Annotated in this window: 13 protein-coding genes; 5 read left to right on the forward strand and 8 right to left on the reverse strand. The window is 57.1% G+C overall.

Annotated elements, in window-relative coordinates:
• The first annotated feature begins 8 nt into the window (after nucleotides 1–8).
• The 5 genes from VEI50_14565 (at nucleotide 9) to VEI50_14585 (ending at nucleotide 5594) form a co-directional block, all read left to right on the forward strand.
• Nucleotides 9–2105 (forward strand): universal stress protein, encoded by a 2097-nt coding sequence (locus VEI50_14565; GenBank protein ID HXX76349.1) that lies wholly within the window; start codon nucleotides 9–11, stop codon nucleotides 2103–2105.
• A 109-nt stretch (nucleotides 2106–2214) separates the two neighbouring features.
• A complete protein-coding gene (locus tag VEI50_14570) occupies nucleotides 2215–3585 on the forward strand; it encodes a radical SAM protein (protein ID HXX76350.1) in 1371 nt (456 codons plus the stop codon).
• A gap of 102 nt (nucleotides 3586–3687) precedes the next feature.
• Nucleotides 3688–4194, forward strand: coding sequence for a hypothetical protein (locus tag VEI50_14575; GenBank protein ID HXX76351.1), 507 nt, complete (start codon nucleotides 3688–3690; stop codon nucleotides 4192–4194).
• 553 nt (nucleotides 4195–4747) lie between these two features.
• Nucleotides 4748–5158, forward strand: a complete 411-nt coding sequence (locus VEI50_14580; GenBank protein HXX76352.1) for a hypothetical protein — start codon at nucleotides 4748–4750, stop codon at nucleotides 5156–5158.
• On the forward strand, nucleotides 5151–5594 hold the full coding sequence (locus tag VEI50_14585; protein HXX76353.1) for a response regulator: 444 nt from the start codon (nucleotides 5151–5153) through the stop codon (nucleotides 5592–5594). The genes VEI50_14580 and VEI50_14585 overlap by 8 nt, the downstream gene beginning before the upstream one ends.
• An 85-nt stretch (nucleotides 5595–5679) precedes the next feature.
• Here the strand turns inward: VEI50_14585 and VEI50_14590 are convergent, their stop codons facing one another.
• The 8 genes from VEI50_14590 to larC all read right to left on the reverse strand — a co-directional run bounded on the left by VEI50_14590 (nucleotide 5680) and on the right by larC (nucleotide 14185).
• On the reverse strand, nucleotides 5680–6444 hold the full coding sequence (locus VEI50_14590) for a 2OG-Fe(II) oxygenase (GenBank protein HXX76354.1): 765 nt from the start codon (nucleotides 6442–6444) through the stop codon (nucleotides 5680–5682).
• Between the two features lie 27 nt (nucleotides 6445–6471).
• Nucleotides 6472–7185 carry an outer membrane lipoprotein carrier protein LolA gene (locus tag VEI50_14595; GenBank protein HXX76355.1) on the reverse strand — a complete coding sequence of 238 codons (714 nt, stop codon included), beginning with the start codon at nucleotides 7183–7185 and terminating at the stop codon, nucleotides 6472–6474.
• Nucleotides 7182–9593, reverse strand: a complete 2412-nt coding sequence (locus tag VEI50_14600) for a DNA translocase FtsK 4TM domain-containing protein (GenBank protein HXX76356.1) — start codon at nucleotides 9591–9593, stop codon at nucleotides 7182–7184. Before VEI50_14600 ends, VEI50_14595 begins: the two co-directional genes overlap by 4 nt.
• Before the next feature lie 75 nt (nucleotides 9594–9668).
• Complete coding sequence (gene rsmA / locus VEI50_14605; protein ID HXX76357.1) at nucleotides 9669–10460, reverse strand: 16S rRNA (adenine(1518)-N(6)/adenine(1519)-N(6))-dimethyltransferase RsmA; 792 nt, start codon at nucleotides 10458–10460, stop codon at nucleotides 9669–9671.
• A gap of 10 nt (nucleotides 10461–10470) precedes the next feature.
• The gene (locus VEI50_14610) at nucleotides 10471–10788 is read right to left on the reverse strand and encodes a hypothetical protein (protein ID HXX76358.1); all 318 of its coding nucleotides are present in this window, start codon (nucleotides 10786–10788) and stop codon (nucleotides 10471–10473) included.
• Entirely contained in the window at nucleotides 10785–11840 is a 1056-nt protein-coding gene (pdxA, locus tag VEI50_14615) for a 4-hydroxythreonine-4-phosphate dehydrogenase PdxA (GenBank protein HXX76359.1), read from the reverse strand. Before pdxA ends, VEI50_14610 begins: the two co-directional genes overlap by 4 nt.
• A gap of 141 nt (nucleotides 11841–11981) precedes the next feature.
• Nucleotides 11982–12983: a hypothetical protein gene (locus VEI50_14620; protein ID HXX76360.1), complete on the reverse strand. Its 1002-nt coding sequence runs from the start codon at nucleotides 12981–12983 to the stop codon at nucleotides 11982–11984.
• A gap of 2 nt (nucleotides 12984–12985) precedes the next feature.
• On the reverse strand, nucleotides 12986–14185 hold the full coding sequence (gene larC, locus VEI50_14625; protein ID HXX76361.1) for a nickel pincer cofactor biosynthesis protein LarC: 1200 nt from the start codon (nucleotides 14183–14185) through the stop codon (nucleotides 12986–12988).
• Between the last annotated feature and the right edge of the window lie 71 nt (nucleotides 14186–14256).

Raw genomic sequence — 14256 nt, forward strand, 5'->3', positions numbered from 1 at the left:
GCATCTCAATGTATAAGACGATCTACGTACCGGTCGACAATTCCGACCATTCCAACACCGCGGTGGATGTCGGTGTTCATCTCGCCAAAACCTTCGGCTCCAAAATCGTGGGCAGTCACGTCTATGCCGCCAAGATGCACGACAAACGCTTCAAACAGATGGAGGCGGGCCTGCCGGAGGAATATCATGACGAGAAAGAATTGGACCGGCAGCGGCAGATCCACGACTCGTTGATTACTCGTGGTCTTCAGATTATCACCGATTCCTACCTGGACTACGTCGACAAGAAATGTAACGAGGCCAACCTGCCGGTCGAACGCCGCTCGCTCGAAGGACGTAACTGGAAGGTGCTGGCCGAAGATATCAATACCAACGCCTACGACCTCGTCATCATGGGGGCCCTGGGAGTCGGGGCAGTGAAAGATAGCGTCATCGGCAGCAACACGGAGCGCGTCGTTCGTCGCGTCCGCAACTCCGATATGCTGATCATTAAGAACACGCAGCCGATGACCGATGGCAAGATTGTCGTGGCCGTCGACGGCAGCCCCTATTCCTTCGGTGGGCTGATGACCGGCCTTGCGCTCGGAAAGGCCTTTAATATGCCGGTCGAAGCCATTTCTGCCTTCGATCCTTACTTCCACTATGCAGCCTTCCACAGCATTTCCGGCGTCTTGAACGAGGAAGCGGGCAAGGTGTTCCGTTTCAAAGAACAGGAAAAGCTTCATGAGGAAATCATCGATAGCGGGCTCGCGAAGATCTACCAATCACATCTCGATATTTCCCGCGAGATCGCCCAAGCCGAGCAGAGCGACATCAAGACCACGTTACTCGACGGCAAGGCCTTCGAAAAGATCATCCAGTACGTCCGCAAGGATGTTCCCACCCTTTTGATCGTCGGCCGCATCGGCGTTCACAGCGATGAGGATATGGATATCGGCAGCAACACGGAGAATCTTCTTCGAAGCGCTCCCTGCAACGTTCTTGTCTCGAATCGGAAATACGTGCCGCCGATCGATACCCAAGCCGAGTACACGATCGCCTGGACAGAAGAAGCCTTGCGCCGGATGGAAAAGATTCCCGTGTTCGCGCGCGGCGTTGCCAAGACGGCAATTCACCGGTATGCCATCGAAAAGGGTCATACGATCATCAGTAATACGGTGGTCGATGCCGCCGTCGGCCATATCCTGCCGAAAGGCGCGATGGAGGCGATGCGTGCGCTGGGCGGCAGTCTTGACGCGGCCGGAATCGATCGCGACAAGATGCAAGCGGACGATTCCGTGGCGAAGGACCTGATGGGGTCGACGCTCAGCAGCATGATGACGCAAGTGGTCGAAGAAAAGCCCAAAACCTCGGAAGCCACGCAGGCCTATCTCGATCGCATGAGCCAAAATTACTTCGTCTGCGACGGCTGCGGGTACATCGGGAAGGGTGAAACGCCGGTCAAATGTCCCGTCTGCGGAGCCGACGGCGCACGGTTCAAACAAGTCGACAAAAGCATCTTCGAAGCGGCTGCCAAGGCGGAGGGCGAGATCGAAACCGACGTGGCGTATGACGATATCCCGATGCAATGGACAAAGGACGCCAAAGAATCGATTCGAGCCGTCCCGGCCGGCTTCCAACGTCGCCGCGCCAAGGCAAAGATTGAGAAGAGCGCTCGTAAGCTGGGGATGACAACGATCACGCTCGAATATGCCGCGCCGATGATCAAGGAAGCGGCGGACGAAGACTACCAGCCGATTTTCGCGAACAAGGGCACCGGTACGTCTGCAGAAGCGGAAGCCAAGCTCACCGGCATAAACGGAAACGGGACCAACGGGAACGGGGCCCACGGAAATGGCAACGGAAACGGAGTTGCTGAAGCACCGGCGCCCTATACCTGGACCGCCGACGCGCAGGCAAGGCTCGAACGGGCGCCGGAAGGATTCATGCGTGACTGTACGCGCGCTTTGATTCAGAAGCACGCGGATAAACTCGGCACGACTCATATCACGCTCGAAGTGGCAAACGAAGGCATCGAACAGGCGAAGGGCTACATGGCCGAAGCCATGAAGACCGGTAACCTGAAGGATATGATCGCCAACCTCACCGGAAAGGGAAGTGCCTAGGTTCATCGCGCTGAGTCCTGGATGCTGAGTGCTAAGGACCACCAGGAAAAAGATCGGCTCCGTGTTTACAACCCAGCACTCAACTCTCAGCACTCAGGCCTAACCGAATATGGGCAAGTCACTTCCCATCCTCAACTCTCCGATGCTGCCCGGACCCCAGCGGGTCTCAGCACTCAGCACTGACTACTCAGCCCTGGTTCAAGACGGGCGCACCGTCGACGATTTCAAGCCTTACCTCGTCGCCCTCAATCTGACGAAACGCTGCAATCTCAAGTGCGACCATTGCTATCTTGACGCCACCACAAAAGCCAGTGGTGGGAGCGACGAGCTGTCCACAGAAGAGTGTTTCCGTCTCATTGATCAGATCGCAGAGGTGAACAAGGGCTGCCTGTTGGTGATCACGGGCGGTGAGCCTTTGGTTCGTCCCGACATCCTCGACATCGCGCGCCACGCCGTGAAGCTCGGCTTCATGGTTGTATTCGGCACCAATGGCATGCTCATCAATGACAAGATGGCCCGGACGCTGGTTGAGATCGGTGTCATGGGAGTCGGCATCAGCATCGATTCGCTCGATCCATCGAAGCACAACAAGTTCCGTGGGGTGCCTGGCGCCTGGGAGGCGGCCGTCGCCGGCATCGAAGCGTCTAAACGAAACGGCTTGCAGTTCCAAGTGCACTTTAGCGCGCAACCGATGAACTATCAGGAGTTGCCGGCGGTGATCGATTGGGCGCATGGGCTCGGGGCCCGTGTCCTGAACGTCTTCTTCATGGTCTGTACGGGTCGAGGTGAAGAGCTGACGGACATCTCGCCGGCTCAGTACGAGGAAGTGCTCGGCTACCTGGTGAACTGCCAAGACCGGTACAAGGACATGCTCGTTCGTGCTCGCTGCGCTCCTCATTTCAAGCGACTGGCCTACGAAAAGGATCCGAATTCCCCGATTACAAAGGCGACCGGGTACATGGGCGGGGGTTGCTTGGCCGGTACGAACTACGCGCGCGTGACGCCGAACGGCGAATTAACGCCCTGTCCCTACATGCCGCTCTCCGCCGGCAATATTCGAGAGAATAGCTTCATCGATCTCTGGGAGAAGTCGGATATTTTCAATTCGTTCCGCTACCCGCAGCTCAAGGGTAAGTGCGGCGATTGCGAGTACAGCGACATTTGCGGCGGCTGCCGGGCTCGCCCCTACGTCGATCACGGCGACTGGCTGGATGAAGATCAGTGGTGCCTATACACTCCGAAGGGCGGTGAGAAGATCAAAGTGTCGTTCAATACGCCGGAGGAGGCCGAAATCCCATGGGATGACGCCTCGCAGTTCCGCCTCAGCCGCATCCCGTACTTCCTGCGCGCCATGGTGAAAAAAGGTGTTGAGCGGCATGCGCGCGAGCATGGCATCCCATTGATCACCATCGACTTGATGGAAGAACTCCGCAAGAAGCGTTTCGGAAACGAAACTCCGGTCTTCAAGTTCGAGCGTTAACCGGTAATCGTTACTCGTTAATCGCAAAGAGTGAGTCGAATGTCGGCCCGTCCCCCTTTTCACGGTTCACGTTTAACGATTCGCGTTTAACGAGGCCTCGGCATGGACGCCTTACAAAGCATCGTTACCGACCTCAACACCCTGATCCCGATCGTCAACCATTGGTTTCATCTTTTGTCCGCCGTTATCTGGATCGGCGGGCTGGCCTTCCTGGTGATGGCCGTGACGCCGGGTCTGCAAAAGGCCGTGGCCAAGGAGCACATCAAGCCGATTACGGATGTGTTCTATCAGCATTACAAGAAAGTGGCCGGTATCCTGCTGGTCATTCTTTTGTTTACCGGGGGTATCAATCTCCATTACGTGAACCAGGTCCTTACCTCACAGACCGGGAGTGGCGTCCAAAATCACGCCAAATATTTGATCGTCTTTTTCATCAAGCTGTCTCTGGTTCTCTGCCTGTTGACGCTTTTTCTCTATACGGTCATTTTCAAACCCAACGAGGATGAGGAGGAGGAAACATATGAAGTGATCCCCTACCAACGGGCTGCGCTCTGGATCGGATTTTTTATTATCCTCTGTGCCGCTGCGATGAAACACCTCCATCAATAGCTCCCTCAATCCCCTTCAACAGTCATGTGTCACATCGGCAACCTCTTCAGGTGCTGTCGCTGTATCTCTCTAGATAACTCACGTACCTGATCAGATACGTCGTGGTCTGTCGATCGTCGCTTCATTCCCGTGGCTTTCATGCACAGTGTTCCTAACTAAAGACAGTTCAACAACTTGCACGGGCCGAATCCGCGGCATCCGCATGCCGTCGCCATGGTATGAGGGTTGCTGTAGAAGCCTCCAGCAGATGAATTTCCACAATTCCGGTCTCGACTCATGATGAGCAAAAGTGCAGAACTCATTCGGCGGAGCGAGTGGCCAGCGAGGAACCACCGGGGCAGGTCACAGTCTGTCCTCTCGGTGGCCCTACCTCTGGATCGTGCCCATCCGGAGCATCCGCGCTGCCCCCTTGCTTTTGCCTCGCAGGCCGCATGGCTGCTATTCAGCACCCATGCGGCCTGCCACCACGTTCTTGGTTGCACACATAGGAATTTAACATACGAGCAAACTGGAGCGCATCGTTCTATCACTTGAACTGTCTAGGAGGTCATTCATGTCGCTGATCATGCCCGACCATCTACCGACCTCACCCAATCAGAGCCGGACGAGGATACGGGCACGTCCTGACACGCGTGATCGTTCTAACGAGCCACGAGCAAGAATGGTGCGGCTGACCGTGAATCTACCGGCGGATTTGGCTGATCGCATGCGCGATGCGGTCTATTGGACCCCGGGATTGACCCTCGCCTGGTTCGTTGCCTCCGCTATTCGCACGTCGCTCACCGAACTTGAAGCCGCGAATCGAGTTCCGTTCCCAAAGCGCGCGAGACAACTCCGGCCCGGTCGCCCGCGATTGATGGGACAGTCGCTCAAACTGCGTCCCCATCCTGGGCTGAGCGAAGCACCCCATCCCGCAGATAGCTCTTCTCCTCTCACAACCGGGTTACGATCAAATCATGAATAGAATCGACTACCAGAACGATACTCCGGCTGTCTTGGTCGTCGATGACGATCCGGATATTCTTGCTGCCTTGCATGATCTTCTCGATCACGAAGGCTATCAGGTGACATGTGCCTCAACGTGCGGGGATGCGCTCGCGGAAGCCACGGCTTCTCCATACGATGCAGTCCTCCTCGACATCGGATTACCGGACGGAGATGGGCTCTCCGTGTTGGACCTTCTCAGGGAACAGCATCCCTCGCTCCCCGTTATCATCCTGACTGCGTTTGGTTCACCTGAATACCGCGCCAGGTCCCTCTCGCACGGCGCCTTTTCATGCGTAAACAAACCGTATGATCAGGATGCGCTTCGCGGACTTCTTCGCCGGGCCATTCGCGCTCATGCTTCCATCGACACGATTCCATCGAGTACTCCTGCGTCTTCCTCGCCAGACTCCTGAACCTCATCCTCATGGCACTTCTCGGTGCCGAAGGTCGGCCATCCGACGCAATGACGGCAGAAACTCGGCGCATGAACGCCAGAGACTATCGAGAGGATTTTGATCCTAAAAAGGCCCGCTTGAAGACGGTACGAAGACCGAAATAGGCGAAGGAATCTTTGAGGTTGGAATAGAGTCGCTTAAAGGGCCCCATCTCGGGGTTGGTGACATACTCCATCGTCAATGCAATCCGTTCTTCCCCCTCCGCAAGTGGGGTGACCGCGTGCCAGAGCTTGTCGCCGTTGAACACGACCAAATCACCGGGCTCCGTGACAATCTCCAGATGGCGTGGCTGTTTCACCGGATCGTCTTTGAACAACTCGCAGACGAGCTTACAATGGGTCGATTTGTCCACCAGGCCCATCAAAATCGTATACCGCGCGCCTTTGTAATAGGAGGTATCGTAGTGGAACCCGATATGATCCCCCGGTTCTGTATAGTAGTAGAGGGCGCATGAATGCGGGTCGCTCTCAGGACAAAGTTGCAGTTTGGCGTCGGTTAGTCGGCTCACAAACGCAATGAACGCCTCCGATCGATAGAGGTCGAGAAAGCGCGGAGCCTTTTCCATCACGGTATAATAGCTGACGCTGCCGCCTTTCTTATGGCCTGGGATGTAGTTGCGATTCAGGTCTCCTTTGACGACTTGCGCTTGAGGGACGAGCAGCTCTTCGACGGTTGCTCTCGGAAGAAACTGCTTCACGAAAAGAAATTCATTCTGTTCCCAGTATTGCCGGCGCAGTTGCTCGACATCGAGGGAAGCGACCGCCCGTTCCACTGCTTCCGTCACTGAATTCATCGTCATCGTACTCATCGGTTTTCCATTACTCCTTCCTCGAAATCATGGTGCGCTGAGCACCGGCGCCTTCACAACTTCCACATCGGATGGCAGCTTCAATTCAAAGGGTTCGTCGTTCATCCCGACATTTGCCTGCGGCGCTGAAAACTCGAACGTCGACACGTTGCCGCTCACTTCGTAGAGGGAGACTGTTCGAATATAGTATGTCTTGGGATATACCTCCAGCACGATCCGTTGCAATGTCCTTCCACTCTGGCCGCCGTTGTGTTTCGGAATCAACGTCAGCAATCTGATTCCTCCGACCCCTTTTCCGTTTCCGGGAGTCGGCTCGATATCGAACGATTCGTCCAACCGCGCCGCTCCTTGGAGCAACTCCAGCGGAGCCCTGGACGACGCCATTTGCGTCAACTTGCCGATCATGACTTGCTTGTGTTCCGGAACATAGACTTTGACATCATCGCGATTAACGTAGATATCTTCCACTGCGGGGTCCAAATAGCTCCACCGCAGCTGGCCCGGTTTTTTGATATACACTTTTCCCGAGGACATGACGGGCCGTTCGAAACCCTCGATCAGAGTCTTCTGTGTGAAGTCGGCTTGAAGATCCTTGGTCTTCTCGTACCGGGCCTGGAGACGTTTCAGGACTTCGCGAACTTCTTTCCGAGCCTGGTCGTCTATCGGCTCATCCGCCGCCCAGACGGGAATCGCAAGCAGGGAAAAACCCGCAGCAAAACACAGGATGAACCATCGTCTCATGGCTGGGCTTCACCGACTGGGCCTCGCCGGGCCAGCACTTCCCGTCGTCCATCACGTCCCGCGGCTCCGACAATTCCTTCCGTTTCCATCTGCTCAATCATGCGGGCGGCACGAGGATAACCGACGCGCAAACGGCGCTGAATCAGCGAGGCAGAAGCCTGACCCGTCGAAAGCACAAGATCTTTTGCCTGCTCATAGACTTCGTCTTGAGCCTCTTCTTCCTTCGCTTCTTCCTGTTTCAATGTCTGTAATTCTTGGTTGTAGGTCGGCATCGCTTGCCCTTTGACGAACTCGACGACCCGCCGGACATCGTCATCGGATACGAACGACCCGTGTAATCGAACCAGACGTCCCGTGCCGGATGCAAGGTAGAGCATATCGCCCCGTCCCACAAGGGCTTCGGCGCCGTTCGAGTCGAGAATCGTGCGGGAATCTGTTTTGGAGGACACTTGGAACGCAATGCGGGCAGGAAAGTTGGCTTTGATCAACCCTGTGAGGACATCAACGGAAGGCCGTTGGGTCGCCAGCACAAGATGGATCCCCGACGCCCGGGCCATTTGGGCAAGGCGCGCTATCTTGTCTTCGACTTCTTTCGGCGCCACCATCATCAAATCCGCCAACTCATCGATCATCACGACGATGTACGGCAAGGGTTCGGGGGGAGTCGGAGGGGGCTCATACGATCCAGGGCTCCCGTCCGGAAGCGTGCTTTCTCCGGCTGAAAGTCGTTCCTCCTCCGAAAGAAACTGCATGGGTAATTCCGCTTGGTCCTGCTTGGTCTCGGCACTGCTTTCGCCGCTCATACCCTGTGCGCCGGCCACTTTGCGGTTATATGCGTCGATATTCCGCACGCCGGCTTCCGCCAGTAGCTTATAGCGTCGTTCCATTTCCTGGACCACCCAACTCAAACCGCGGGCCGCCGACTTTGGATCGGTGATCACAGGGCGCAGGAGATGTGGAATACCGTCGTAGGTTTGAAACTCCAGCATCTTGGGATCGATCAGGAGCAATTTGACTTCGTCCGGCCTAGCCGAGAATAGAATGCTCATCAGCATCGTATTGAGACTCACGCTCTTGCCGGCCCCCGTAGCTCCTGCCACGAGCAAGTGCGGCATCGTCTTCAAATCGGTGGTCACCGGCACCCCGAAAATGTCCTTGCCCAGCGCCAGTGTCAGTTTCGATCGGGCTCTGCTAAACACTTCGCTGGTCACCACCTCTTTCAAGGAGACGGTTTCCCGATAGGGATTCGGCACCTCGATGCCCACCACCGATTTGCCAGGGAGCGGCGCAACGATCCGCAGGCTGGTCGCTTTCATCGCCAGAGCCAGGTCGTCGGCCAGATTGACGATCCTGGCGACTTTTGTCCCGGGAGCCGGTTCGAATTCATACATCGTGACCACCGGCCCTGGCCGGACTTCCGTGACTTTTCCTTCGATGCCGAAGCTCAGGAGCGCCCGTGCAAGGATCTCCGATTGCGCTTTCAGCTCTTCGTCCGTCATCCGGGCCAGGGCGCCGGAGGGCTCGCTGAGCAACTCGGCCGGATCCGGCAGCACATAGTCATCGGCTTCGTCCCGGGTGGCCGTTATCTGAGGTTCCGGCTCGGTCTCGACTGGCTCCGGCGCACCTTCAACCGGTTTCGGAATCGGCTGCGCCATGGTTGCGTCCGCAACGGGAGACGGCTCTGCCGCCGGCAAGACTTCTTCGATGACCAATCGAATCGATTTCGCTGATTTGGGCTTGGTTTTCTTCACCGGTGTCTCAGGCTCGGCCGCTGCACCTCGCTCCGGAATCCAGGTGGAGATACGGCTAACCGCGCGGCCCCACCATTCAGGAACACGGAGGACGAGTTGGGCCAACGACATCGGCGTCGTGTACAGCATCGACACCAAGAATCCTGCGATAATCAAAATGTGCGCCCCCGTACTGGCAAAATAAGACCGTAAGCTTTCGGCTAGGACCTGTCCGCAGAGACCACCTGCCGCTCCGCGAGAGACCATCCCGCTTGACACCGTCGGGATCGCTGTCACTTCCAGGTGAAGGAATCCGCTGAGAAACAGAAGGGCCCCGACAGAGGCGGCGACATTACGAAGCCGAATCGACAGGGTGCTTTGGGTGAAACACCGCATCCCCAGCAAGCCAAGGAGAAGCGGGAACAGGTAAGCGGCTCCGCCGATCAGAAAGAACAAAATGGACGCGAATAATGCTCCGGCCGACCCGATCAGATTTCGGGGGGAGGCTGCATGCGGGGCGAACACATTTCTGTCCCCCGGAACAAAGGAGAGCAGGCTTAGGAACGTCAAGAGGCTCAACGCGATCAGAACGACTCCGATCACTTCGCGCTTGAGATGAGAAGGCGGAGATGAGGCCCGCCGGGCATCGCCCCGCTTGGCCGTCGTGGAGGCACCCATGAGCGGATGCTAGCATAGGGAACGGGTCATTTCAAACGAACGACCAGCTGAAGTCCTCTTCCACGGCGGTTTTCCTCACGCGACGCGAGAGGTCAGTTCGATGAATTGTTCAACGGACAGAGTTTCCGCTCTGACGGTCGGCGGGAGATTGAGCGCGTGAAGAGCATCCAGCACTCGATCGACCCCATATCCCTCATCGCGCAGCGAATTGGGAAGCGTTTTTCTGCGGTGGGCAAAGGCCGCTTTGACGATCCGGTGGAAGTTGGCCTGCTGCCCATCCGACACGAGAGCTGTCGCGCGACGGCGCAGCGACACGACCACCGACGCCACCTCAGGCCTGGGACGAAAACACTGGGCCGAGACGCGAAACCCCTCAACGATCTCCGCTGATGATTGCGCCATGACGGACAGAAGACCATACGCCCGATTGCCCGGCTTCGCCACCAACCTGGCCGCGACTTCCGCTTGCAACATCAGCACCATTCGACTCAAGCGCGGCCCAATTTCCAGCAATCGAAACAGGATCGCAGTCGAGATGTAATAGGGCAGGTTCGCCACCACCACGGTTCCGTAGGGCAGGTCATCGATCGGGTACGTCAGCACATCTCCGCAAACGAGCTCAAGATTCAGCAAGCCGGATAGTCGCCTCGACAGGTAGGCATGTAATCGTGGATCGACTTCGACTGCGATGATACGAGTCGCAACCCGGCAGAGGGCTTCAGTCAGAATCCCGCGGCCCGGCCCGATCTCAAACACCGATTCGCCAGGCTGTACATCAGCTAGCGAGACGATCTTGCGGACGATGTTCGGATCGATGAGGAAATGCTGGCCCAGGGACTTGCGCGCAGGAGGTGCCGAGGCATCCATCACAGTGCCACTAGCTGGTTTTGGGGATCGACGATTCGAGCTTCTTCGCCATCGTCCGGAGGACCGAGCGGTAATAGTCCACGATATCCGTAAATTCTTCAAAGAGATCGTTCGTAAATGATGGACCCGGCTGCTGCCTGGAGAAAGCCTTCCCTTCCTGTTCTCCAAGGGTCTGACTCAGCAGAGCGGCGGTCCGGGCTTTCCATTTCGTCACCCGTTCGGTCCCCGCCACGGTGTTGAGATCTTCCGTGGTTCTCTTGGCGATCTCGTCCAGCTCCTTCATTTGTTGCTGAATGGCAGCGAGCCCAAGCTGTAACTTTTCGGTCATGCTGATCCTTCCAGAGACGCAGTCCGTCTCTGCTTACGGTCCCTTGCGAGCTTGGCCGCGAGCTTGACCGCTTCAAGCAGGCTGCCGTGGTCGGCAATTCCCTTCCCCGCAATATCGTAAGCAGTCCCGTGATCGACCGAGGATCGAATGATCGGGAGTCCCACCGTGAGGTTGACGCAGGTGCCGAACGCCACGAGCTTGAGCGGAATCAATCCCTGATCGTGATACATCGCAACCACACCATCATAGTCGCCACGCGCCGCTTTGCCGAACAGCGTGTCAGCCGGTAACGGGTCGCTGGCCAGGATCCCCTGAGCCTGAGCTGCACGCGCGGCTGGTCGGATGGCCGTCGCTTCTTCATCGCCGAAGAGGCCATGTTCTCCCGCATGAGGGTTCAACGCCGCCACCCCGATTTTCGGCTTCGGAACATGAAACAACTCGCTCAGGGCCCTGTGTGCAAGCCGAATAGCCTTTTCGATGCGCGCCTGCGTCAATACCGAAGGCAACTCCTTGATCGCCACGTGGGTTGTCACGAACATGATTTTGAGCGGCCCACCGACAATCATCATGCCGCTCTCCGGAGAATGCGTCAGGTCTGCCAACAATTCCGTATGGCCGGGATAATGGCAACCGGCCATGTTGATGGCTTCTTTGTTGATCGGAGCAGTGACGATGCCGTCGACGCAGCCGAGTTCTGCCAACCGGACCGCTTTCTTGATGAAGGCCACCGAAGCAGCACCGGTCTCCGGTGCTGCGACTCCTACAGTGAAGTGTCCAAGCGGAGAATCGAGAGGATCGAGAACCGCCACCTGGCCCGGGCGAAATGAAGCGCCATCGTGGCCGGCAACCGGTACGACTTGGAGCTTGAGCTTCAACGACTTGATCGTCTGCTCCATCACCGGAATCGATCCGATGACGAGCGGACGGCACAACCGTCGCAATACCGTCCCTGAGAGCGCCTTGGCAATCACCTCAGGGCCAATCCCGGCTGGGTCGCCCATCGTCAGGCCCAAAAGCGGGCGTGTCTCCCCTCGTTGCCGTCGCTTTGCCATGGTGCTCCTACCAACACACGCATCTGGGAAAATGGTTCATTTCGTCTATCTGGTTAATTGGTTTGTCTGGTGCGAGGAAATCCGTGACTCAAGAAGTTCCAACCAGAGAAACCAAACGAACCAGACCAACCGTCTCAGCCATCACCAGCCGTAGAGATAGATGCCATACCCTATATAAAGGAGGGCACTCCCGCCGAGCAACCAGGGTCGCCAGCAGCCTCCCCACGCTGCCTGGAGCAGACAAGAAGTTGCGGCAATCACCGCGAGCACCATGGTTACCAGCACTGTCGGTTTCAACGCCCACTCCGTTCCTAGAAGTCCCACTGAAACCGGGAATGTCCCTTGAAACACCATCGCACCGGTCACATTACCGACGGCCAGTCGGTCTTTCTTCCTATAGAGCCATAAAAAACTGTTGGACATCTCTGGTAATTCCGTCGCGAGCGGCGCGACTAACAAAGACAAGATTAATGGTGACAGTGCCAGCGTGCCAGCTATCGTTTCCGCGGCAGAGATGAAAAGATGGGCGCCGAGAATGAGCCCGATCAACCCAGCCACACCCTGGAGGCCAATCATCGAATAGGGCGGGGTTGCGGAAGCTTTTGAGAAGATGAGCGGCTCGATCCCCCCCTCTCCAACCTCGTCGTTCTCGCTGAACTTCAGCGTCATATAATAGAGATACAGCCCCATGAGTCCCGCTGCCGCCGCTGCGTGAATGAGCCGGGACGACACGAAGACACAGGCGATCGCGACGCCATAGGCGACCGAAAAGAAGGAAAGGTCGACAGTGATATCCGTATAATTCAGATGGAACGTACGACCCCGTTTCCCCATCCGAGCATAGACCAGGAGCAGGGTTGCCAGGATGGGAATTACCAGCGTGCTGAGCATAAAGGGGGCGCCGAGAATCGCTCCAAGACCCACTTCCGTTTGTTCGCGTCCCGTACCAAAGAAGATCGCAATGATGGGGATCGATGTCTCAGGCAACGTCGTGCCCAGCGCAGCGAGAACGCTGCCGACTGCGCCCTCGGACAAGTTGAACCTTTTGCCCAGCCACTCGATCGCGTTGGTGAAGAGGGCACAACCTCCGAGCGTCACGACGATTGAGAGAAGGAACAGTCCGCTATAGAACAGCACCGTCACAGTCAATTCTTGCTCCTGACGGCCTTGCTCTTGGCGAACGCCACCATCGCTTCTTCCAGCACATCCTTCACTGGTCGTCCCGTCCGGTCCGCAATCCGCTTGCAGTCAATGTACTCCGGCGCCGCCTTGTCCTTCGTCACGTCCGCTGCGGCAATTTTGATCCTGACTGAACCGCCACGCACTCGTACCGAGAGAAAACGCCGCGGTAGAATCTGCCGGTTGATCTGTTGAACCCGCACTCCCAAGGCCGTCGTCTCCATGAACAGCACGTCGAGCACCGGATCCACATCCGCGGGAGCCACGAGACACGTCACGAGGACTCCGGGCCGACCCCGTTTCATGATGACCGGAGTAAGCGTCACATCAAGCGCCCCGCGGGTAAACAACTGCTCCATCACATGTTCATAGGTCTGGGGGTTCACATCATCAAGATTGGTTTCGATCTGGAGAATCGTATCTTGTTCACGTCCCGTTCGGGCGGTTGATCGCGCCAAAAACACACGCAACACGTTCGGCCAGTCGTCAGGATTCCAGTCTGCCGCTCCATACCCCACCGCTGTTGGCATCATCGCAGGCATGGGACCGAATTCCGACGTCAGTGTTCTCAGTAGTGCGAGACCTGTCGGCGTTGTTAGCTCCCGCCTCGGCCCCGCGCTATAAATCGGAATGCCCTTCGCCAACGCCGCGACCGCCGGCCCCGGCACCGGGAGAATTCCGTGGATGGACTGCACTGTTCCTCCACCCACGTTGACAGGGGAGGCCGTAATCCGGGTCACACCCAAGAGATGACAGCCCAACACCCCCCCGACGACGTCGACAAACGAGTCCAACACGCTCACTTCATGAAAATGCACCTTGGCCTTCGCGACTCGGTGCGCCTGCCCCTCGGCTTCTGCGAGGCGTTCGAAGACAGCCCAGCTTTGTTCCTTCACGGTCTCGGGCAAACGACTGGCTGTCAGGATGTGATGGATGCGCTTTAATGGCAGCGGTTCATGCAGCCCTTTGCGGACGATGACGCTGACCTTTGTTGCGTGCAACGCCCCTCGCCGGACACGACGCTTTTTGAGAGTGAATCCTGGCAGACGCAGACTACCCAATCCTTTCACCAGTTGTGAAAATGGCACCCCCAAGTCCACGAGGGCGCCGAGGACCATGTCCCCACTGACACCAGAGAAACAGTCGAAATGAAGATGCGCTCCCACTGACAAGCCTTTCAGTCGTTCAGCCGGAATCCCGCGGAGCCATCTTACCCAAGGCGCTCTGGAACGGCAAT

The organism is Nitrospiraceae bacterium (assembly GCA_035623075.1).
In the GTDB taxonomy this organism is placed as follows: domain Bacteria; phylum Nitrospirota; class Nitrospiria; order Nitrospirales; family Nitrospiraceae; genus DASPUC01.